Raw genomic sequence first — 20,551 nt, forward strand, 5'->3', positions numbered from 1 at the left:
ATGCTAGAAGTCACAGTCTCGGGGTCGGTCGTAGTCTCGGGAGGTCTCAACGCCGGAAAGACACGTCTCACGGCTGAGACACTCCGGAGGTACGCCGAATACAAATACAAATACGAATACGACAAGACAGTAGTCCTCCTCGACTTCGCTCCCGAGTTCGTGAGAGACGGTGATCTCGTGGGTGGACACGTCTCGCGGTTCGTCGAGGTTCCCGAGACTGTCTCTACGTACGTCCTCGAAGCAAACGCGCCACGTCTAGAGGCTGACACCGAGGAAGAGACCCTCGAACTCGCGCGTGACAACTACGAGAGAGGGATCAGTCTAATAGATTCGGCACCGGACAGTCCCGACGCTGTCTTCGTGAACGACGCCACGATACCTTTCCAGTATACCGGCTCCGACCCCGAGACACTCACCCGTTACTGTTCGAGAGCCGACGACTCTCTACTCAACTTCTACGACACCGAGGCTGACTCCGAGAGAGAGTCTGACGGTCTCCCGTCCTCGTCGTCACAGACTGACGTCGTCGACCTAAATGAGAGGAGGACTGTCGAGTGGTTCAGAGACTGGTCTGATACCGAGATACGTCTCTGACCCACAATCACACATCGACGAGGCTTGACGCTAGCTCGCCGGCTTCGACGGCTGTCTCACCGAAGACGTATGTTATGGGCTCGACACCGAAGCCCCCCTCGTGGTAGGCTATATCGGGGACTCCGTCGAACTCTCTGAACACCTCGAAGAGATCCGTCTGTAGGCTGTCGTAGGATGCGTCGAACTCGACTATGTCTAAGCCTCCGTCCTCGGTTGATTCTAACAGACTTTCCGAGGTCGCGAGGTTGACACATCCTCTAACGTCGGTATCGACGCGTTTAGCCGCGAGTACGGCTCTGGCGACGTGCTGTGACGCCCCGAACTCGGGGTTCGCGGGTATATTGATACGTCCTCTCATAGTGTATATACGTCCCGGGACGGCTGCGACGTCGGTCTCGTCCTCTGCGTCGGGAAGTGCGGTCACGACGTTCGTGCCGACGTTTGGGACGTACTCGGCGACTCGGGGGCTGTTGGCGAGTTTCCTCGCGCCTTTTCTGACAGAAGAGAGCGCGGTTCTCTCAGCCAGAAGCTCCTCGTCCGATCCCCTCACGCACAGGTCACAGCCGAGACCTTCGAGTGACGGCATCTCGTCCTCGTGTACCTCACAGATCGGACCTCTGTCCTCGAACTCACGCACTAGTTCGAGTAGCTCCGAGAGTATCTCGTATCCTCCTATGCCGTCGTCGTCTATCCTCCGTGCTATCGTCTCGACCGTCTCCTCCATCCGCGGGTCGTTCTCGAAACGTTCCTCTGTGCCCCCCTCACCACTCATGTACTTGCTCACAGCCGACTGGGTGACACCGAGGTGGCTCGCTATCTCCTGCTGTGTGAAGCCGCGCGAGCTGAGCTCAGAAGTCAGCATCGACCTCGCTGTAGGCAGAAATCTCTCGACGACTATCTCGCTCGGGAAACGTAACGCCATACGCGTCTTTCGTGAGAAGGAGTTATTAAGTTAACTCAACTCAACTTAACTTAATTAGTCAGTCCATCTTCTCCTCTACCTCGTCTATTCTCTTCCTCACGTTCTGGATCATCTCCGACATCTCCTCTCTCTGTTCCTCTATTCCTTTCTCGAACTCCTCCTGTATCTCGTCCACGTCGGATCTGAGTCCATCGACCGCCTTCTGCCTCTCCTTTGCCTCTCTTTTCTCCGACAGTCTCTTCTCGATATTCTCGACCTCCTCCTTGACGCGCTGTGTGAGTTCGGACGCCTTCTTCTTCCCCTCTGACTCCATCTTCGACTCTAGGTCGCTGACGACTGACTTGAGCTTCTTTACGGACTCTCTCTGTGACATAGAAGTAGAGTTGTACGGCGAGTAACTTTATACTGTCGGCGGTTAGATTGAGTACACGTTGAGGAGAGTAAGCCCCCTTCTGTTCACCACGGCATTCAGCTGAGCACCGACTATCGAGGCAGGGCTTACCATAGCCGGCTTGCACCCACGGGGATTCGCCGTTCCACCGTTCCCTCGCCGTCGTGTCTCGGAAGGTTAACTCGTCGGCGTCTGTAAGTAGCCGTCGACTTCGCGTTCCTCATCGATCGGGCGAGGACGTGTCGTTTCTGTTCCAGAGCCGCCGGTCTCCCGACCCCGGCTTGTCTGCGTGGATCGGAACCGACCCACGTGCTCGCTGAGAGTCCCAGCGAACGCCGAGCCGTGTGCCCTGCGGTGGGGGGACTTTCCTCGTTTGGTACGTCTTAAAAACGTACCCACGGGAGCCGTGCTTCCTCTACGTGTTACGAAATAGAACCGCTCTCCTTAAACGGTTTCGGGTCGGTCAGCCCCTATACGTACCAAAAGATTATACTAAATGAGCCACAGATTAAACACGTACTAACTCAACCATGGCGGCTCAGAACAGCGTTCTAAGTCACGAGAAGGGGAAAGCTGCCATCGAACTCGCGCGCGAATCGATGGAGTCGTATGTCATAAACGGGCAGAGAGAACATCCCGGAAGCATGGAGGACGTCTTCTACGAGAGGACGGGTGTTCTCATAAAGCTCAGTTCGACGCGGGGACGGGGGTCGGTGAGGGGTAGTGCTGGATCGTACCACAGGGACAAACATTTCTCGGAGGCTATAATCGATGCCGTGATAGAGGCGTCGGATTCGAGCTCGGGGACGTCCGAGATAGAGGAGTCGGAGCTCAGGAGTATAAGTATCACACTCTGTGCCCTCGACTCGATAGACGAGGTCGCCGACCCGGAGACAGACGTCGAGGTAGGTCGTCATGGTCTGATAGTCGAGACCTCCGACGAGTCGGGATGGATGCTTCCGACGATGCCGGTCGAACACGGCTGGAGCTCCGCCGAGTTCCTCGACAGGGTCTGCTGTAAAGCCGGGTCGTGTAACAACGGTCAGATGGGGCGTGGGTCTTGGAAACAGGACAACGTGAGTGTCTATACCTTCGAGGGAGCCGTCTTCAGAGAGAGGTCTCCCGGAGGAGACGTCGAAGAAGTCAGCTTCAGCTGAAGAGACAGTCGTCCTGTTTTTCTCTGACTCTCTCCACTCCTTCTTCTACTCTCTGTCTCGCGTCTTCTATCGAGAACTCAGTCAGTATTTCGCCGTCGTCTATGACGGGCTCCATGAGTCTCTCGGCTTCGTCGGGAGCCTCACCGTCGCCGCCTGTATACACGACGGTGTCTTCCATGGTCTCGTAGTCACGGTAGATTTCCTTCGCACCGCTTTTCGTGCCCCTCTTAGCCGCGAACTCGCCGTCAACCTCGACTATGTCGAGTGAGAAGTCCACGGGGTCGGCGTTGGCTACGTATCCCCCGACACCGAATCCGTCTACGACGTCTCTGAGTTCGAGTATCTCGCCGGCGTCGACGCCGCCGCTCACGAATATTCCTACGTCCTCGTATCCTCGTGCGTCCAACTCCCATCTGACTTCCTCAGCGATCTCCTTCATGTCGCCACGTCTACTCGAAGTAGTGTCGAGACGGACGCTGTCTACGTTATCGAGGAGTTCGACGGCTCTCGTCGCCTCTTTCTTCTCGTCGTCGTATGTGTCACACAGAAGAACCCGCGGCACCGACTCGTCGAGTGCTTCGTCGTACGCGAGCCACGCCTCCTCTTGGTCGCCCATCGAGATAACGAGTGCGTGGGGCATCGTACCTCCGGCTTCGACTCCTATCGCCTCTCCTCCTGCGACGTTAGAGATTCCGTCCATTCCTCCGATTAAGGCGGATCTCTCTATCATCCCCGCGGTCGCGGGATGCTGTCTGCGTGTCCCGAAGCTCAGGACTGTCCTGTCTCCCGCGGCGGCTTTCGCCCTCATAGCCTTCGTGGCGACGCCGCTCGCCTTACAGATGAATCCGAGGAGAGCCGTCTCGTACCTCCCGAAGTCGAGATAGTCGCCCTCTATACGCATCACGGGCGAGTTCCTGAAGAGGGTGCCCTCGGGGACTGAGTAGACGTCGACGGGCTTTCCTTCGAGAAGCTGGGCGACGTCCTTGAGACCCGCGAAGACGTGCCAGTCGTCGGTTTCCTCGCCAACTTCGGCGACGACTTCGGGGTTTCTGTCGGCGTATTCGAGTACCTCCTCTGTCGTCTCGAAGTAGGCGTCTGTCACCCGTCCGTCGTCTATGTCGTCGGGAGTGAGTATGTCGTACTTCCTGTGGGTCTTGTCCATACCGAAGTATTCTCGTCGTCTCACCTTATATACTCGGTCTCTTACAGATAGGACAGCAGAATGCCTGACCCTTTAGGGTCAGGATGAATGCGTCATGCTATTTGACTTAACCAATTTGTATGCCTTAACCGGATATTCAGCACAAAGAATATATTGCTCAAATGTATATTGGATGTAACCGCCGTAACATTAGGTTGACGTAAGCGGAAACTCGCAGGCTGAACAACCTGCCGTCGAGCAAGGTCTTCGACCTTGCGAAGACACGCCCACCATGAGTGGGGAGATAGGCACGTTTGACCGTGCTGTACGGGCTGTAAACCACGCCTTCACAAAATCTTCGATTTTGTGGGCTGTGAAATCAAATATTTCACAACTTTGGTAATAATTAGGCGGGAACCTACGACACGGCTCCTGAAAAGGAACTTGACCGTTAGGAAACGCCCAACCTTAATTTCCGCTTCGCGGATTCCTGCGTTCGTGAATCTCCGATTCACGAGCATGCTGAGGGAACCTCAGCATACGTCTCCAGATCTTTGATCTGGATGGCTAACGAATTCGGAGAATTCGTACCGTCTTCAGGCGGAGGAGGAGGTCAATCGTACTCTATCTCGGTCGAGTCGACTACCTCACCGAAGAGCCAGTCAGCGTGTTCGAGAGAGTACTCCTTGTCCGACTCGTCGATATAGCCGACTGCGTCCTCGACCAAGATGGGACGGTAGTCACGCAGACCCGCGCTGCTCGCTGTGTGTAGTACACAGACGTTAGAGAGTGTGCCACAGATCACGAGGTCGTCTATGCCGTGGCTGTCGAGGAAGCCCTCCAACTCGGTCTCGTAGAAGGCGTCGTAGGTGTGTTTGACGACTACGTGGTCGGACTCGTGTACGTCGATGTCGTCGACTATCTCGGAGTCCCAAGACCCTTCGACGACGTGCTCGCCCCATCTCTCGAACTCGTCGTAGTAATGGTTTCCGTCGAACTGTCCCTCGGGATGTACGTCTCTCGTGTAGATTAGCTGGACGCCGTTGGCGCGCGCCTCCTCGACGACGTCTTGTACGCCGACTATCGCAGTCTCGCTCGGCTCGGCGTAGAGACTGCCATCGGGATGACAGAAGGCATTCTGCATGTCGACGACTACGACGGCGGTCGAGTCGGGGTTTAGATCTACCATGTTGGGCTCTACACAGTCATAAAAAATCAGACTTTTGACCACGCGTTCCGTCTTTGGCGTATGTTAAGCTTCGTTGGTCTAGGACTCTACGACGAGCGCGATATCACCCTCAAGGGGAGGGACGCGATTGCCGACGCTGACTCCGTCTACGCCGAGTTCTACACGAGCGTACTCTCGGGGACGTCACTCGAAGAGCTAGAGGAGTTCCACAGCGTCGAGATAAACAGGCTGTCAAGGGAGGACGTCGAGTCAGACCCAGAGTTCTTAGACGAGGCGCGCGAGAATAACGTCGTCTTCCTCTCGGGAGGCGACGCGATGGTGAGCACGACACACGCCGACCTGCGTCTCCGTGCCCACGAGAGGGGGATAGAGACACGTGTGATACACGCGCCGAGCATACAGACCGCCGTCTCGGGTGTCACCGGACTCCAGAACTACAGGTTCGGACGTTCGACGACTCTTCCGTTCGAACACGACGGCTGGAGACCTGACTCGCCCTACGAGGCGGTGATCGAGAACCTCGAAAGAGATCTCCATACAGTCGTCTTCCTCGACATAGAGGTCGAGGGCGAGGAAGGGAGATACATGACCGCCGACGAGGGCGCGAGGATACTCGGCGAGACCGACAACTCGGGTGAGATAGACACCGTCGTCGGCATAGCTCGTGCAGGGAGCGAGTCTCCTGAGGTCTTCGCGGGAACCCCCGACGAGGTCTCGAACCACGACTTCGGACCTCCTCTCCATATACTCGTCGTGCCCGCGTCTCTACACCACATAGAGGAGGAGAGCCTCAAGGAGATAGCGAACCTGTGATACTACACTACTTCTCTGATACGTCCACGCCGACCTCCTAAGTCTACGTCTAATTCTACGGCTACGGATTAAGCTAAGCCTCGAACTCCGCGCCACAGTCGGGACATCTCATCCCCGGCTCTCCGTCTATCACTGTGAACTCCATGTAGTCGGCTTCGCCACAGTCGGGGCAAGATGCCGCAATACGGATATCAGTCGACTCCTGAGGAGTGCCGAGTGCGAGAGCCCGGACTGTCTCGTCCGACTCGTTCCGTCCCTGTAGATACTCGCCCGGGTCGAACCTAACCATCTGTCCCTGAGTCACAGTGACAGTCTCGGTTTCGGCGTCTAACTCGGGCTTTGTCTCGAAGGTAGCCTCGCCTTCGAGAACGAAGAAGGTCTCCTCCTGGTCAAGATGGCTGTGTACAGCGTCGGCGAAGTTCTCTCCCGGCTCAAGCACGTAGTAGTTCATCGAGAAGTCCTGAGCACCCAGCGGCTCCGAGACGCTCTGTCTGTTCCGGGGGTCTTCCTCCGGAGTCATACTGTTAAGGTCGATCTTCTGCATACAGCCACAGACGTGTCCTCAGTGACGAAAAAGATACTGGTGCTTTTAAATTAAATTCAGTCTATCTCGCTCTGGACGTCTAACTCGTTCATACTGTCGACCTCACTGCTGATTCCCTCGACCATAGCCTCCTGTTCCTCGTTCGAGGCGGCTATGTCCTCTGCCTTGTCGGAGACCCTCTCAGCCTTCTCGGATGCCTCGTCTACCATGCTCGCTATCTCCTCGGAGCTTGATGCCTGCTGGTTCGTGGCACTCGATACCTCCTCTACGCTCTGGGAGACCTCCTCGACCATATCGGCGATCTCCTTGAAGTTCTCGCCCGCGGTCTCGACCTTGTCGGCACCCTCGTCGATAAGCTGGTTGTTGTCTTCGAGGCTCTCGACTGTCTCCATCGCGTTCTCCTGTATCGTCTCGACGATCTCCTCTATCTCGCTCGCGTGGCTCTGTGACTCCTCGGCGAGCTGTTTGACCTCATCGGCGACGACAGCGAATCCGTCGCCTGCCTCCCCCGCTCTTGCCGCCTCTATGTTGGCGTTGAGAGCGAGTAGGTTAGTCTGGTCAGCGATGTCGTTTATGACCTCGACTATCTCGTTTATCTCCTCGACGCTCTTCCTTAGGTCTTTGACGTCCTCCGAGACCTCGTGAGAAGACTCCTCTATCCTCTCCATCATCTCGACCGCCTCCTCGGCTGACTCCTCTCCCTCCGAAGCCTTGTCCCTCGCAGTCTCGCTTCTCTGGCTGACCTCGTCGGTACTCGAAGCGATCTCCTCGACGGTCGCACTCAGATTCGAGACCTCGCTCGATATCTGTTCCATCGACTCCGACTGTTCGTCGGTGAGGCGACTAATCTCCTGTGAGTTCTGAGCCACGTGCTGGGAGACTTCCTTGAGGTCGTCGACCGAGTCCTTGACGTTACCCACGGTCTCTTTCTCGTCTGTGAGGTCTCTGAAGGTCTCGGCGATTCCTATTACGTCACCCTCCGTGTCACGAATCGGGCGGCAGATGAGTTCGGTGGGTATCACCTCGCCGTCGTGGCTTTCCTTGTTGACCTCGACACGTATCTCGTCCTTGCCGTGGTCGACTATCTGGTTGAGAGTGCAGTTATCCGTGCCACATACGTCGGGGTTCGAGAACTGGTCGAAGCATTTGACGTCTTCGACACCTTCGGCTTCTATGTCGCCCATCTCCTTCATCTGCTGGTTTTCGAGTATGACATTGAAGTCGGTGTCGAGTATTCTCATCGCAGCCCCCGTCGACTCCATCACCGTCCTTATGTTGTTGCCGAGCTCTTCCCTGAACTCCTTCTCAGTCAGATCCTTGCCCCCTGAGATGTCCTGAGAGAGGTCAGCGTCGGAGCTGTCATGCCTTGGAAGGCTCTTATCAATAGACATATGCCTATACTGGCTTCATCACATGGCTATATATACTTGTATATGTAGGAATTTTGCAAGATTCTCACACAGTAAACCCTACTAAAAATCCGGATATACAGAACGGTCAGACCGCCTTCATCTCAGCCTCAGCCTATCTGCTGTCTGATCTCGTCTATGTCGACTGCTGCCTCGGATATCAGATTCTCAAGTGCCTCGGTTATCAGAACGAAGTCCTCTAGCTGTTCGTTGGTCTTCTCCTTCATCTCGTGGGTCTTACGTGTCGCAGACTCCGCCTTAGTGCTGACTTCGTCGACCATTCCGGCGACCTCCTCGGTGCTCGTCGCCTGGTCTTCGGTCGCCTCGGCGACTTCGTTAATTCCGTCGGACGCCTCCTCGACTGCGGAGTTGACCTCCTTGAATGTCTCCGCAGCCGTGTTCACAACCGAGATTCCTTCGCTGACGTCTTCGTCCATCTCTTCGAGGCTGTCGAGGGTCTCGTCGGCGGTCTCCTGTATCCCCTCGACGATCTCCTCTATCTCTGTCGCACGTTCCTGGGACTGTTCGGCGAGATCCTTGACCTCGTCGGCGACGACAGCGAAGCCGTCGCCCGCCTCTCCCGCCCTCGCAGCCTCTATGCTCGCGTTGAGTGCGAGGAGGTTGGTCTGGTCGGCTATGTCGTTTATGACCTCGACCACCTCGTTTATCTCGTCCATCATGCTGTGGAGGTCTTCCATGTTCTGTCTGACCTCGTCGTTGGCGTCACGTATGTTACGGATCGATACCTCGGCTCTCTCGGCTTTACGTCTCCCGTCAGTCCCCTTCTGACTCGCCCTGTCAGCTGCGAGAGAGACCTCGTCGGCACTCGCGGCTATCTCCTCTACCGAAGCACTCAGACCGGATATCTCGGATGCGATCTCGTCTATGTCCTCCTTCTGACCCTTCACGGTCTCCTCCGTCTCCGACGCGAGTTGGTTGACTTCCTTGCTCGTGTCCTTGACTATCTCGGTGGAGTCCTCGACGCCTTCTGCCATTCTCTCCATGGCTTCTATGTTCTCTATATCACTGAGGAACGAGTGCTGGTATGTGTCGACTGCGATCTGCATGTCGAGGTTAGTTATCTTGAGAACCGACATCACGGTCTCGAAACAGTCGGACAGCTCCGACTCGACTGCTGACTCTATACTGCGTTTGAGATCCGACTCGGAGCCGTAGTCAGAGTCGGAGTCGGAGTTGGATACCTCGTCGGCGACCCTCTCAGCTATCCCGTCTTGGGCACGTCTCCTTATCTCGGGAAGTATGTTTCTGTAATAGAGTACGTAAGCCCCGAAGTAGTACTTCGGAGGCATATTTATCATGTCGTGTAGCTTGCCTATCCGTGCGCGGTCTGCGAAGTACTCCGTACTGTAGCTCCCGTTTCCGAGAGACAGAAGATACTCCTTCTGTGTCTTCTTGAGTTCGGAGACGGGACGTGACGAGCGCTGTAGTATCTCGTCGGTCTCCTCGAACGACTCCAACGTCGCATAGAAGTCGTCGACGGCTTCGTCCTTTACCTTCTCCAACACAGGAGTGAGCTTCCGGAGTCTCCGAGCGTCCTCGCCGTCGAATCCGATTATCTTCTTTCTGAACTCTATCTCGCTCTCGTCTATTCCTAACTCGTCTATGAGACTACTGCCGTCAACTTTACTTCCTCTCCCCCCAGAAGAGGACTTTTCCCCCAGGCTCATGCGCCTGTCTTCAGCACGGTAACTTATATTTTTTTGGGTAGATATGGAAATACCGTAAAAATGTCCTAACCGGGGTTCCTTCCTTTTTTGACCCGCGGACGCGTCGTACGTTTATGCAAGACCTGACCCATCGTGTCGATGATCAGACCCAGACGTACCCAGGAGACCCCGACGTCGAGATAGAGCCCGACTCGGTCTACTCTGAGGACGGATACAGGGTCTCACGTCTGTCGCTCGGAAGCCACACCGGAACACACGTCGACGCGCCGTCCCACACAGAGCCCGACGGAGACTCGCTCGGGTCGTACGGAGTAGAGTCGTTCGTCTTCGAGAGCCTACGTGTCGACTGCCGTGACCTGGGCTCGCGCGAGAGTATAGGTCTCGAACGTCTCCCTGACCTCAGTGCCGATACATCCGTCGACTGCCTAGTCTTCTGGACGGGCTGGGACAGACACTGGAATACCGACAGATACCTCGATCATCCGTATCTGTCGCGCGAGGCGGCTGAGTACTGTGCCGAACACGGGGTCGCAGTCGGAACCGACACACTCAGCCCCGATCCGACGCCCTCGGAGGAGTCCCACGACACTAACACGAGCTTCGACGCACACAGTGCTCTTCTCGGCGAGGGATGTCTGATCTTCGAGAACCTCACGAACCTCGGAAAGCTACCCGAGAGATTCGAACTCCGAGCCTATCCATTACGTCTCGATACCGACGCGTCGCCCGTGCGTGCTGTCGGGGTTAGACTCAGTAAGACAGATGGAACTGTGTGAACCGGGTTGGGCTACTCGTACCTGAGGGCGTCTATGGGGTTTACCTTCGATGCCCTCCAGGCGGGATATATGCCCGCGACCACACCGACTGTGACTCCCATGAAGACCGAGAAGACGACCCATCCGACTGCGGGAGTGAAGCCGACACCCGCATAGACCGTAGCACCCCAGGCTATTCCGAGACCGATGGGTATTCCGATGACTGATCCCGCGGTGCTCAGTAGGACAGCCTCGGTGAGGAAGAGCTTCACGACGTCGCGGTTGGTAGCTCCGACTGACTTCATTATTCCAATCTCCTTCGTACGTTCGGTCACGCTCACGAGTGTGATGTTAGCTATTCCGACCGCGCCGACTACGAGTGATATAACGGCTATCCCCGTCACGAACTTAGTTATCCTGTCTATGACGTCCTGTATCTCGTCTATTATGTCGCCGCTCGTCTGAACCGTGAATCCACTGTTGTCGGGAACCAGACCCGAGGCGTCGGAGCTCTGTCTGAGGTACTCCTCGATCTTGTCTCCCGTCTCTCCGACACTTTCAGTGTCAGCGACGACAGTCATCTGTGGGTAGGCTTTCTGGTCGTATCCGAGACCCGGTACCGTCACTGTCGTGGTGTAGAAAGGATCTGAGGGTAGGTAGAAACGCGGGACTGCGTCGCCGAATCCCGTGACGAACTCGCCCTGTGTCGACGACACTATTCCGACTACTCTTAACTCGGTCTCCTCGCCTGACGAGTCTGTCATAACCACCGTCGAGCCGACTGTGACGTTCTCCCCGAACGCCTCTGCGGCGGGCTGATTCATGACTATCTCGTCGGATCCAGACCTGAATCCACGCCCCTCCAAGACGGATTCCTGGCTAAACGTCTCGGGAACCGTGGCGATCACTGTCTGTTGTGCGACTGTCCGGTTGGCATACGACAGGGACGACACCGGAATTATTCCTCTCGGTATCACCTTCTTGACCCCCTCTATCTCCGAGATCTCTTCTACGTCACCCGTCGTAAACACGGGGTTTATCGAGGCTCCGAAGTCGGTCGGGGCACCGTGTTCGTCCTCGCCCGGAAAGACATAGATGTTGTTAGCGTTCGTAGTGCCTATCTGACCCACGACGTCAGCCCTGACACTCGCGCCGAATGTTGAGAAGACTATCACAGACGCGATACCGATCACGACACCTAAGACTGTGAGAGAAGACCTCAGACGGTGAGCACGTATCGAACGTCCGGATATACGTAGTATCTCTTTCAGCTTCATACTCGATCCCCTTTTCTGAGATCTTCGACTCTCTCAACGTCGCCGTCACGGATATGTACGATTCTCTCAGCATGTTCGGCAATACGGCGTGAGTGTGTCACGAGGAGAACCGTGTTTCCGTCGTCGTGAATCTCCGAGAGTAGATCCATTATCTCGTCCCCCGTCTCGGTGTCTATGTTTCCCGTGGGCTCGTCGGCGAGAACTACCGACGGGTCCGGGGCAAGCGCGCGTGCTATCGCAACACGCTGTCTCTGTCCTCCGCTAAGCTGGGTCGGCTTGTGGTCGTATCTGTCTCCTAAGCCGACGTCGTCGAGGCTCTGTCTCGCGCGTTCGAGCCTTTCTTCCTTTCCCCATCCGGCGAAAGCCAGAGGCAGTGCGACGTTCTCGACGGCTGTGAGACGAGGCATTAAGTTGAAAGTCTGGAATATAAATCCGACCTCTGTACCTCTAAGGGACGCACGTCTGTCCCCGGTAACCGACCCTATCTCCTCGTCACGTATCCTCACTTCACCCTCGTCGGGAACATCTAGACCGCCTATGAGGTTCAGAAGAGTGCTCTTACCCGATCCGCTCGGACCCATGACTGCGGTGTACGATCCCTCACGCAGACTCACCGAGACCCCGTCGAGAGCCTTTACGGTGCCGCCGAGGTCGTACCTCTTGACGACGTCAGCGACCTCGACTACCGTCTCCGACAGAGAGCCGTCGCCCGGGGCTGAGTTAGCGTGTGTCACTACTCAAGATAGAGCCTGAGACCGTATATACCTTTGTCCTATCCGCCGTACGGCAGTGGTTCGTCTCTCTAGAACGTCGAACACGCACAAGCCATTTAACCGTACAGTGTGTATGTATCGTGATGGATAAGAGAGACAGCCCCACCGACACTGACACCGACACCGCAGCCGACGACTCAGAAAGCCGGGGTATCACGGACAGCTTCGGTCTACTTGCGATAGCTCTTCTCGTAATAGGTGTCGTAGGAGCGGGTCTTACTATAGCCCAGACCCCGATGGGTACTGACTCGGGCGACGACGCGACGGTGACCGCAGACTCGGTTCTCGACGGGGTACACGAGAGGTACAACTCCTCCGAGACTCTCGCCGGAAACGCGACTGTCGAGGTCAGTAAGGAGGGTGAAACCAGAAGCTACGCAGTCTCGTTCGCCGCTACCGACGAGAACGAGTCACGTGTCTCGGTAGAGACTGAGAACGGATCTGTTGTAATGGGATCGAACGGCTCGGCTGTCTGGCTACATTCCGAGAAGACGGGCTTAACACGTGTCTACAGCCGCGACGAGATACATGACTTTAAGCAGGGTGACGCCGATCCCTTCGAAGGACACGGATTCAACCACAGCAAGTCTGAGTATCCGGGAGCGTGGGGGTCGTTCGACGCCAACATGAACATGACTCAGCCGTGGAATGCCGACGGTCTCCCTAACCACAGCTTCAGACACAGTCACAGCGACTTTTCGAACCACAGCCTAAACAGTACGTCTGAGTACGTCGGAACACAGAGTATCCGTGGCACCGAAGCACACGTAGTTGAGATAACTCTCAGAGATGAGAACCAGAGCCTACATCCCGAGACCCTCGTGACCTACTGGGTCTCGGACGACAACGTAGTTCTGAGACAGGAGGTGGAGACCCCGAACGCGACTGTCACAGTCGACATGACCCGGACGAGGTTCAACGTGAGTATAGCCGACTCAACCTTCGAGCCTCCGACTGACGGAGAAGGCTCACAGTTCGCGACTTCGACCTTCGACTCCTTCGACGGTCTACAGGACTCGACCGATTTCGATCTACTCCGCCTAGGCTCGAACTACAGCTTCGACGAGGGACGTAAGATCGTCTACGCGGGTGAGACAGCCGCAGTACAGGAGTACGTAGACGACGGATCGCGTCTCAGAGTCGTCTCAGCCGAAGAAACCAGCCGAAGCTTCGGCTTCGCTGATCGGCACACGGGTACCAGCGTAAACAAGACATCGACTCAGGAGACTGAGGTCGTTATAGACGGAGTCAACACGACAGTCACTGTCTCGGAGACGAGCCGAGGAGCCGCAGTCTCTTGGACTCACGAGACAGACGGAGACAAACTCAGACACGCAGTAGTCTCCGAGACGGAGTCTGCCGAGACGGTCTTAGAGGTCGTCGAGAATCTCGGCTGAGGCTTAAGTTTACCATCAGAAATGCTTATACTGGAGGACATTCACAAAGCGAAGCTCTGTGAGTAAGCAAGATCAAAGATCTTGTTACAAAAATAGATAAAGATAAAGATTGAATACGGTCTTCTCGGAAAACGTCGGATACGGTACCCGTGTTATTCTTTGCGACTTATAGGAAAAATTCGTATTCACGTTCTTTTGTCCTTCAGTATGAGAGGAGTCGAGAACTCCACGGTGTCGAGAACCGGATCGTTGGTCGCCTCCAGAACTACGGGAGGTGCGACGCCTGCCTCCTCATCCTCTATCCAACGACTGAGACAGAGACACCAGCGGTCTCCGGGCTCGAGATCCGCAAACTCCACCTCAGGACGTTCACGAATCCGAAGATTCGTGTGCACACGAGGGCTTTAAGAGTCCTCGTTTAGGGGGAGAATATCAAGCTTTGCCTCTGGTTCTAAAGGAGAGCAGCGAGAGTTCCACGGGTTTCCGAAAACCGTAGGTTTTCGGCTTCGTGAATCATTGATTCACGGGCTACAAAATCAGAGATTTTGTAACTTTAGCAAATCTTCGATTTGCGAAACACCTGACCCGTGTTTTGCTGAACGTAGTGAAGCAAAGCAAGGAACGTTCGTGAATCTATGATTCACGAGCCTGCAAATCTCTGATTTGCAGACGTTAGTGACTGTGGGTGAATCGCGTCGAAGTATTTAACTAACCCTACGTTGTATAATGGTTGGAGGGTAATTATAGGCATCACAAAACCCTGAAGCATGGTGAGTCTTGTCTTGTCGTGCCGTGAGTGAAGTGGCATACGCCTACGGACAGTATGCAACTGCATACGCTCGCACGGACTGTGCGAGTGATAAACCTTCGGCGGTGATAGAAACCCTATCACGGAAGGTGAAGCCTGTTCGGGTGTTTGTTCCTCCACACGACCATTCAACATGGAAGTGCAGGCGGAATTAAATTCCGTTGCTCCGTTACGCTGGCATAGTGTCAGAGGATAGATACGGAAGCCACGGGTTTCCGAAATCTGTGATTTCGGCTTCGTGAATCAATGATTCACGGGCTGTGAAATCGTAGATTTCACAACTTTAGCAAATCCTTCGGATTTGCGAAACACCCGACCCGTGGTACTTCACGAGGTCTGAGATATCCGTAATTCACCAACAGCCTTATTAACAGCCTTATTATATCTAAAACGGTTGGTGTACTCGAACTGGATATGTTTGATGGGACATGGGAGATATATCTGTACAGCTTGTTTCCGATGGTGTTTCTGTTTCTCACTATATCACACGTAATACTCAGGACAAACAGGCTGAGAAGCTGGAAGCCCTTGACTGTAGTCTTACTACTCTGGTCGATGGCTATACACCAGTCTGTCGAGACAGTCTCATTCATACAGACGGGGGACTTAGTCTCGAAGTTCGAGGCTGTAGAGACGGCTACTAACCTGATTGCCGGATTCTCAGCCTACTTCGCACTCGGAGTCATAAACGAGGAGAAGAAGATTAAGGAAGGCAAGGATGTCCTCGACAGGGTGATGAGACACGATCTCAGAAACAGCCTTACGGTAATCAAGGGACAGATAGATCTCGTAGAGACCAAGATCGAGAACGGAGACTACTCCCGGGTTCGGGATCATCTAGCTAAGTCGGAGAAGGAGATCGAGAGGATGGACAGGACTGCGAGTAAAGCCCGTCGTCTCGAAAGCATACTCGCAGAAAGCCGACGACTTCACTCGGTTAGTCTCGACAGAATACTCGAAGAAGAGGTCGAGAGACTCAGAGAGAGGTTCGACGAAGCCGATATACGTCTCGGACTCGACGCGACGGACAGTCTGAAAGTCGTGGCTGACGAAGATCTGAGATCAGTCATCCGAGCCGTGGCTGAGAACGGAGTCGTACACAACGACAAAGACGAGCCGCGTCTTGAGATAGACGTCGAGAGAAACCGGCTTAGTGTGACTGTCTCAGTAGAGGACAACGGTCCGGGTATTCCCGAGGAAGACAGGTGTCTCGTCTTTGGACACGAGGAAAAGGACGACCTTCGGCACGGAGAGGGAATCTCTCTCTTCTTCGCCGACAAGCTGGTGGAGGAGTACAGGGGCGACATACGGGTCAGGGACAGCCGTCCCGAGGGCACAGTCTTCGAGATACGTCTGTGGAGGTCGTTCGATGACGTCGTCTGAAGATTAAATCTTCCGTGGAATGTGGGATATATGTAAAAGTTTGGGGGCTATGGGAAATATTACCGTATATAGACAAACTGAACTACTTCTCCACGAAGATGACGTCCTCAAGGGCTGTGTCCTCGCCGTCTCCGTTCTTCGACGCAGCGACGTCGTAGATCCGCCGTATGACCTCGATGTCATCCTCTGACAGCACCTCCTCCGAGAGACCGTCGTAGAGACGTGAGGCACCCCCGATTACGAGATACCTCTGGCTCTCGTCTGCGATGTAGATGAATCCCGAGGAGTCACCGTCTCCGGCTGCCCTGTCTCTGAGATCCGACAGTACGGAGTCCGTCAGAACTGCCTCCTCGAACGTCTGTAGAAGTCTGTCAGCCTCGGATGTGGATATGTCTAGACCCTCGGTCGCCTCGTCCAACACCTCCGACGAGTGGGGTGAGTAGTAGTCCCTCGACTCAGACGACGAGTCCTTGAGGAACCCCAATATAGAGGCTAAGTCTAACACGTCCGTGAGTATCCTCCGAACTCTTAAGTATCTTGTCTATCCGAGAAGGAGTGGGAACGTATTTCGTCACGAGACTACTACAGTATGTAGTGACAGACATACTCCGTGAGAGCTCCGACGAGATACTTGAGAGGAGGACACGTGAGGGCATAGAGGAAGCAGTCTGTGAAACTCTTACCTCGACAGCGACGTACACACGAGCCTGGGTTTCTGAGGTGAAAAATCGGAACGAGGTCGTCTTACGTGAGTACGGCGTCGAAGGGGAGACAGATCCGAGAGGCTGTCTATCAGACACAGAGAAGGAAGCCGTCCTCGAATCCGCCGAGAGACGTGAGAGACGAGTCGTCGAGAGCCGCGGTACGGCAGACACAGACACAGATACAGATACAGATACCGACGACACAGACACGGGTACCGACGCCGAGACTGAGTACATAGCCACAGTTCCAATAAGTTTCGAGGACGTTCCCTACGGTATCCTCGGTGTGGTTTCCGAGAGACGTTTCAGCGACGACGAGGTACATACCTTCGAGAGCCTGAGCGACCTCGTAGGATTCACTATAAGCTCCGCCGAGACGAGAAAGAGCCTCCTGTCGGACAGATACGTCGAGCTTGAGTTCGGTGTCTCGGACTCACGTCTCTTCTCTGTCTATGTCTCGGAAGAGCTGTCTTCGACTGTTGAGATCGAAAGCATGGTACAACGTCCTGACGGTAGATTCCTCCAGATACTCACAGTAGAGGTAGACGGTACCGCCGACTCCGAGATACGTGGGATAGCGGAGAGGTTCGGGAAGATTGACGAGTACGCGAGGATAGCCGTCCCGGATGACACCGCGACCGAGGGTAGATGTAGATGGGCTGTGATCACCTCGAAGCCGTGTATAGCCGCAGTCATAGCCGAGCACGGGGGCAAGCTTGAGACGGCAGCCGCTGACGACGGCGAGGGAACAGTAGTAGCCCGTCTTCCGCCCGAGTCTGACGTGTCGGGTCTAATGGAGTCGTTAGAGTCGGAGTACGACGGAGTGGAGATACTAGCAAGACGTGATCCCGCGAGAAGACCCAGAGGACGCGGGATCGGGGATGAAGACACAGACGGAGACAGCCGTGTCGCGTCCTCCCCGACTGACGGTCTGACGAGGAGACAGACGGAAGTCCTGGAGACGGCTTATCTCAGCGGATACTTCGAGTATCCGAGATCTAAGACCTCCGACGAGGTCGCCGATATGCTCGGGATCTCTCAGCCCACCTTCTCAGAGCACATACGTGAAGCCGAGAGCGAGATACTCTCGTCTATTCTCGGAGGCTGACCAAGTCACAAGAGTCAGTCCGGAACTCGTCACATACTTCGTCCCCGGGCTCGGCTCCTACCGAACAGTCGACTGACTGAAGCTCCTCCCACTCTTCGTCGGAGTAGTCGTCTCTCCGGAGGTTGGGCGGATAGTAGACACAGCTTTCACATATCATACCATTGTGTCAGTATCTATGTATCAGTTGGTCTCAAGAGAGATGTCGAGGCTGACCTCGTTCGTGACGTTGTCGTAGAGTGGCGAGGTCTGTTTGACCTCCTCGTGGAGGCTCTCGATCTCTTCTTCGGAGGCTTCGGTCTCTATACTCAGTCTACAGCTTATCTCGTCGTAGCCTGGTCTGACGTCACCGATTCCGAGGAATCCGCGGAGGTCTAACTCGCCCTCGAACTCGAACTCCATATCTTCTATCTCGATGCCTTTCGCGGCTGCGTGTCCCGCGTAGGTGACGCTGAGACACGACCCAACCGCTCCAAGGAGTAGCTCTACTGCGTTAGGTCCCTCGCGTTCTCCGAGAAGTGCCTCTGGCTCGTCGCCGACGATCTCGAACTCGGGGGATTCGACCGTCTCGCCGTTGTGATCGAAGTCGGATATCCTCGTCACGCTCGAAAACCCGCCCGTCCACTCGGTCTCGGATCGGAAGGTGAACGACGCGGCTTCGGGGTTCTGGTTGACGTCTTCGAGGAGGCTCTCCAGCTTCTGAGTCGGGAGTCCGTTTACTCGGTTCATCTCGTGTCTAAGTACTCCCTCGACTCCGAAAAAGACGGAGCCTATATGTATAGGCGAGAACTCAGTGGAAGGCTTTTACAGCCCCGAAGAGGATATACGTATATGAGAGCCGCAGTCTATAACTCGCCCGGAGATATATCAGTCGAGGAGGTTCCGAAGCCGGAGATCGACAGCCCGAACGACGCCGTGGTACGTATCACACACACTGCGATCTGTGGCTCCGATCTCTGGTTCTACCGCGGCGAGAAGGATCAGGAGCCGGGTTCACGCGTTGGTCACGAGCCGATGGGGATAGTCGAGGAGGTCGGCGACGACGTCCGCTCAGTCGATCCCGGAGACCGCGTCCTGGCACCCTTCTCTATAAGCTGTGGAGACTGTGAGTTCTGCAGGAAGGGACTCTACACGTCGTGCGTTAAATCCGAGTCGTGGGACGACGAAAACGGCGGGGCACAGGGAGAGTACGTCCGGTGTCCCTACGCCGACGGAACTCTCGTGAGAATACCTGACAGACACGCCGACGACGACGCACTCGAATCCCTTCTTCCCCTCACCGACGTCATGGGTACGGGACACCACGCTGCGAAGAGTGCGCGTGTCGGAGAGGGTGACACGTGTGTGGTTATAGGGGACGGAGCGGTTGGTCTCTGTGGAGTCCTAGCCGCAAGCCGTCTCGGAGCCGAACGTGTAATTGCGGTGGGACACCACGACGACAGGCTCGAAGTCGCCGAGGAGTTCGGAGCGACCCAGACAGTCTCGGAGAGGGGTGAGGAAGCCATCGAACGCGTACGTGAACTCACATACGGCGGTCCGAACCACGTACTCGAATGTGTAGGTGCGGCGTCTTCGATGGAGACCGCTGTCGAGGTGTGTAGACCCGGGGGTACTGTCGGATACGTCGGAGTCCCATACGGCGTCGAGAACGAGGGATTCGACGTCTTCTCGTTCTTCCGGAAGAACGTCGAGTTACGCGGAGGCGTCGCCCCGGTTCGTGCGTACGCCGACGATCTCATGGAAGACGTCTTACAGGGTACTCTCGATCCATCACCGGTATTCACGAAGACGGTGAGTCTCGACGAGATCGCTGAGGGCTACCGTGCGATGGACGAACGCGAGGCGATCAAGGTTCTCGTGAAGCCTTAGCCTAGCCGGTCTCGTGTATCCGTACTACGTGTTTCCCGCCGTCGTGTGTCGCCATGAAACGAAGACGGACGTTCTCGCCGGGGCAGATCGCCCAGTCTGATCCGCCTGGAACTCCTATGTCGACGTCAGTAGGGGGGGTTCCCGTTTCCTACTACCTCGTTAGCCAGATACTTCGTGTCACCTATCTGAGAAGAGGGGTCGTCCCAGACTGTTTTATTGACCTTTCCACCGTCACCGAGGACATATATGTGATCCGCCTTGGGAGCCGATACTAGGGTCGCCTTAATCCCTATCTCGTTGTCAGCGCACGGATCGTCAGCGTCTTCCGAAAACGTGTACTCTTGGGTCTCGATTCCCGCGAAACCCGGCTCCTCGGGTATGTTGTCGCTTGAGACCTCCATAGCCGTAATCCCGACGACAGAGGCTATCATAACCGCTATTACGACCATCAGAATCACTCCCACGGTCGAAGAGATTGCCTTGTCTCTTACTCCCTCACCGTCTACCATGTAGATGATTTATTATGTAGATATTTGAGTCTTCTGCCTGTGCTGAAAAGATAGGGCTAGGTCAGGACTCATTCGTCTTTAGCTAAGACTCACACCTCGGTTGCGTAGCGGTAACTAGCGTCT

Annotated in this window: 21 protein-coding genes, 1 other RNA gene and 1 pseudogene; 8 read left to right on the forward strand and 15 right to left on the reverse strand. The window is 55.4% G+C overall.

The features are described 5' to 3' along the window. On the forward strand, positions 1 to 594 hold the full coding sequence (locus tag SV253_04135; GenBank protein MDY6775254.1) for a hypothetical protein: 594 nt from the start codon (positions 1 to 3) through the stop codon (positions 592 to 594). Positions 595 to 601: 7 nt separating this feature from the next. On the opposite strand, the gene SV253_04140 is transcribed toward SV253_04135, so the two are convergent. The 3 genes from SV253_04140 to rnpB form a co-directional block, all read right to left on the reverse strand. Then, on the reverse strand, positions 602 to 1,516 hold the full coding sequence (locus tag SV253_04140) for a thiamine-phosphate synthase family protein (protein ID MDY6775255.1): 915 nt from the start codon (positions 1,514 to 1,516) through the stop codon (positions 602 to 604). A 58-nt stretch (positions 1,517 to 1,574) separates the two neighbouring features. After that, positions 1,575 to 1,889 (reverse strand): hypothetical protein, encoded by a 315-nt coding sequence (locus SV253_04145; protein MDY6775256.1) that lies wholly within the window; start codon positions 1,887 to 1,889, stop codon positions 1,575 to 1,577. 56 nt (positions 1,890 to 1,945) lie between these two features. Next, positions 1,946 to 2,327, reverse strand: an RNA gene (rnpB, locus tag SV253_04150) — RNase P RNA component. A gap of 110 nt (positions 2,328 to 2,437) precedes the next feature. Between rnpB and SV253_04155 the strand changes: the two genes are divergently transcribed. Continuing rightward, positions 2,438 to 3,064 carry a TIGR00296 family protein gene (locus tag SV253_04155; GenBank protein MDY6775257.1) on the forward strand — a complete coding sequence of 209 codons (627 nt, stop codon included), beginning with the start codon at positions 2,438 to 2,440 and terminating at the stop codon, positions 3,062 to 3,064. Here the strand turns inward: SV253_04155 and SV253_04160 are convergent. Both SV253_04160 and SV253_04165 read right to left on the reverse strand, forming a co-directional pair. Then, entirely contained in the window at positions 3,057 to 4,226 is a 1,170-nt protein-coding gene (locus SV253_04160; GenBank protein MDY6775258.1) for a nicotinate phosphoribosyltransferase, read from the reverse strand. The two genes, SV253_04155 and SV253_04160, sit on opposite strands and share 8 nt — an antisense overlap. Before the next feature lie 592 nt (positions 4,227 to 4,818). Continuing rightward, positions 4,819 to 5,394 carry an isochorismatase family cysteine hydrolase gene (locus tag SV253_04165; protein MDY6775259.1) on the reverse strand — a complete coding sequence of 192 codons (576 nt, stop codon included), beginning with the start codon at positions 5,392 to 5,394 and terminating at the stop codon, positions 4,819 to 4,821. A 60-nt stretch (positions 5,395 to 5,454) separates the two neighbouring features. On the opposite strand from SV253_04165, the gene dph5 reads away from it, so the two are divergent. After that, positions 5,455 to 6,207: a diphthine synthase gene (dph5, locus tag SV253_04170; GenBank protein MDY6775260.1), complete on the forward strand. Its 753-nt coding sequence runs from the start codon at positions 5,455 to 5,457 to the stop codon at positions 6,205 to 6,207. Positions 6,208 to 6,280: 73 nt separating this feature from the next. On the opposite strand, the gene SV253_04175 is transcribed toward dph5, so the two are convergent. From SV253_04175 to SV253_04185, 3 genes are all read right to left on the reverse strand, one after another. After that, positions 6,281 to 6,751 carry a cupin domain-containing protein gene (locus SV253_04175; GenBank protein MDY6775261.1) on the reverse strand — a complete coding sequence of 157 codons (471 nt, stop codon included), beginning with the start codon at positions 6,749 to 6,751 and terminating at the stop codon, positions 6,281 to 6,283. 56 nt (positions 6,752 to 6,807) lie between these two features. Continuing rightward, positions 6,808 to 8,142, reverse strand: a complete 1,335-nt coding sequence (locus tag SV253_04180) for a methyl-accepting chemotaxis protein (GenBank protein MDY6775262.1) — start codon at positions 8,140 to 8,142, stop codon at positions 6,808 to 6,810. A 128-nt stretch (positions 8,143 to 8,270) separates the two neighbouring features. Next, positions 8,271 to 9,848 (reverse strand): globin-coupled sensor protein, encoded by a 1,578-nt coding sequence (locus SV253_04185; protein ID MDY6775263.1) that lies wholly within the window; start codon positions 9,846 to 9,848, stop codon positions 8,271 to 8,273. Between the two features lie 113 nt (positions 9,849 to 9,961). Between SV253_04185 and SV253_04190 the strand changes: the two genes are divergently transcribed. Next, a complete protein-coding gene (locus SV253_04190) occupies positions 9,962 to 10,624 on the forward strand; it encodes a cyclase family protein (GenBank protein MDY6775264.1) in 663 nt (220 codons plus the stop codon). Between the two features lie 11 nt (positions 10,625 to 10,635). Here SV253_04190 and SV253_04195 read toward each other — a convergent pair whose 3' ends face one another. Both SV253_04195 and SV253_04200 read right to left on the reverse strand, forming a co-directional pair. Next, complete coding sequence (locus tag SV253_04195; protein MDY6775265.1) at positions 10,636 to 11,880, reverse strand: ABC transporter permease; 1,245 nt, start codon at positions 11,878 to 11,880, stop codon at positions 10,636 to 10,638. Then, positions 11,877 to 12,614, reverse strand: a complete 738-nt coding sequence (locus SV253_04200; GenBank protein ID MDY6775266.1) for an ABC transporter ATP-binding protein — start codon at positions 12,612 to 12,614, stop codon at positions 11,877 to 11,879. Before SV253_04200 ends, SV253_04195 begins: the two co-directional genes overlap by 4 nt. Before the next feature lie 122 nt (positions 12,615 to 12,736). Here SV253_04200 and SV253_04205 point away from each other — a divergent pair, with 122 nt between their 5' ends. Then, the gene (locus SV253_04205) at positions 12,737 to 14,050 is read left to right on the forward strand and encodes a hypothetical protein (GenBank protein ID MDY6775267.1); all 1,314 of its coding nucleotides are present in this window, start codon (positions 12,737 to 12,739) and stop codon (positions 14,048 to 14,050) included. Positions 14,051 to 14,235: 185 nt separating this feature from the next. Here SV253_04205 and SV253_04210 read toward each other — a convergent pair. Beyond that, positions 14,236 to 14,418 (reverse strand): annotated as a pseudogene (locus SV253_04210) (DUF2237 family protein). 854 nt (positions 14,419 to 15,272) lie between these two features. On the opposite strand from SV253_04210, the gene SV253_04215 reads away from it, so the two are divergent. Further along, entirely contained in the window at positions 15,273 to 16,241 is a 969-nt protein-coding gene (locus tag SV253_04215) for a HAMP domain-containing sensor histidine kinase (GenBank protein ID MDY6775268.1), read from the forward strand. Between the two features lie 82 nt (positions 16,242 to 16,323). On the opposite strand, the gene SV253_04220 is transcribed toward SV253_04215, so the two are convergent. Next, positions 16,324 to 16,746 carry a hypothetical protein gene (locus tag SV253_04220; protein MDY6775269.1) on the reverse strand — a complete coding sequence of 141 codons (423 nt, stop codon included), beginning with the start codon at positions 16,744 to 16,746 and terminating at the stop codon, positions 16,324 to 16,326. An 89-nt stretch (positions 16,747 to 16,835) separates the two neighbouring features. Between SV253_04220 and SV253_04225 the strand changes: the two genes are divergently transcribed. Continuing rightward, positions 16,836 to 18,053: a bacterio-opsin activator domain-containing protein gene (locus SV253_04225; protein MDY6775270.1), complete on the forward strand. Its 1,218-nt coding sequence runs from the start codon at positions 16,836 to 16,838 to the stop codon at positions 18,051 to 18,053. On the opposite strand, the gene SV253_04230 is transcribed toward SV253_04225, so the two are convergent. After that, positions 18,037 to 18,210, reverse strand: a complete 174-nt coding sequence (locus SV253_04230) for a hypothetical protein (protein ID MDY6775271.1) — start codon at positions 18,208 to 18,210, stop codon at positions 18,037 to 18,039. The two genes, SV253_04225 and SV253_04230, sit on opposite strands and share 17 nt — an antisense overlap. 23 nt (positions 18,211 to 18,233) lie before the next feature. Continuing rightward, positions 18,234 to 18,779 (reverse strand): OsmC family protein, encoded by a 546-nt coding sequence (locus SV253_04235; GenBank protein ID MDY6775272.1) that lies wholly within the window; start codon positions 18,777 to 18,779, stop codon positions 18,234 to 18,236. 102 nt (positions 18,780 to 18,881) lie between these two features. On the opposite strand from SV253_04235, the gene SV253_04240 reads away from it, so the two are divergent. Continuing rightward, on the forward strand, positions 18,882 to 19,919 hold the full coding sequence (locus SV253_04240; protein ID MDY6775273.1) for a zinc-dependent alcohol dehydrogenase family protein: 1,038 nt from the start codon (positions 18,882 to 18,884) through the stop codon (positions 19,917 to 19,919). Positions 19,920 to 20,044: 125 nt separating this feature from the next. On the opposite strand, the gene SV253_04245 is transcribed toward SV253_04240, so the two are convergent. Beyond that, a complete protein-coding gene (locus tag SV253_04245) occupies positions 20,045 to 20,428 on the reverse strand; it encodes a type IV pilin (GenBank protein ID MDY6775274.1) in 384 nt (127 codons plus the stop codon). Between the last annotated feature and the right edge of the window lie 123 nt (positions 20,429 to 20,551).

Origin of the sequence: Candidatus Afararchaeum irisae (genome assembly GCA_034190545.1) — an archaeon.
In the GTDB taxonomy this organism is placed as follows: domain Archaea; phylum Halobacteriota; class Halobacteria; order Halobacteriales; family Afararchaeaceae; genus Afararchaeum; species Afararchaeum irisae.

Bases quoted from the DNA above. Each gene is read 5' to 3' on its own strand.
- SV253_04135 (MDY6775254.1), top strand. From the start codon at position 1: ATGCTAGAAGTCACAGTCTCGGGGTCGGTCGTAGTCTCGGGAGGTCTC.
- SV253_04140 (MDY6775255.1), bottom strand. From the start codon at position 1,516: ATGGCGTTACGTTTCCCGAGCGAGATAGTCGTCGAGAGATTTCTGCCT.
- SV253_04145 (MDY6775256.1), bottom strand. From the start codon at position 1,889: ATGTCACAGAGAGAGTCCGTAAAGAAGCTCAAGTCAGTCGTCAGCGAC.
- SV253_04155 (MDY6775257.1), top strand. From the start codon at position 2,438: ATGGCGGCTCAGAACAGCGTTCTAAGTCACGAGAAGGGGAAAGCTGCC.
- SV253_04160 (MDY6775258.1), bottom strand. From the start codon at position 4,226: ATGGACAAGACCCACAGGAAGTACGACATACTCACTCCCGACGACATA.
- SV253_04165 (MDY6775259.1), bottom strand. From the start codon at position 5,394: ATGGTAGATCTAAACCCCGACTCGACCGCCGTCGTAGTCGTCGACATG.
- dph5 (MDY6775260.1), top strand. From the start codon at position 5,455: ATGTTAAGCTTCGTTGGTCTAGGACTCTACGACGAGCGCGATATCACC.
- SV253_04175 (MDY6775261.1), bottom strand. From the start codon at position 6,751: ATGCAGAAGATCGACCTTAACAGTATGACTCCGGAGGAAGACCCCCGG.
- SV253_04180 (MDY6775262.1), bottom strand. From the start codon at position 8,142: ATGTCTATTGATAAGAGCCTTCCAAGGCATGACAGCTCCGACGCTGAC.
- SV253_04185 (MDY6775263.1), bottom strand. From the start codon at position 9,848: ATGAGCCTGGGGGAAAAGTCCTCTTCTGGGGGGAGAGGAAGTAAAGTT.
- SV253_04190 (MDY6775264.1), top strand. From the start codon at position 9,962: ATGCAAGACCTGACCCATCGTGTCGATGATCAGACCCAGACGTACCCA.
- SV253_04195 (MDY6775265.1), bottom strand. From the start codon at position 11,880: ATGAAGCTGAAAGAGATACTACGTATATCCGGACGTTCGATACGTGCT.
- SV253_04205 (MDY6775267.1), top strand. From the start codon at position 12,737: ATGGATAAGAGAGACAGCCCCACCGACACTGACACCGACACCGCAGCC.
- SV253_04215 (MDY6775268.1), top strand. From the start codon at position 15,273: ATGTTTGATGGGACATGGGAGATATATCTGTACAGCTTGTTTCCGATG.
- SV253_04230 (MDY6775271.1), bottom strand. From the start codon at position 18,210: ATGATATGTGAAAGCTGTGTCTACTATCCGCCCAACCTCCGGAGAGAC.
- SV253_04235 (MDY6775272.1), bottom strand. From the start codon at position 18,779: ATGAACCGAGTAAACGGACTCCCGACTCAGAAGCTGGAGAGCCTCCTC.
- SV253_04240 (MDY6775273.1), top strand. From the start codon at position 18,882: ATGAGAGCCGCAGTCTATAACTCGCCCGGAGATATATCAGTCGAGGAG.
- SV253_04245 (MDY6775274.1), bottom strand. From the start codon at position 20,428: ATGGTAGACGGTGAGGGAGTAAGAGACAAGGCAATCTCTTCGACCGTG.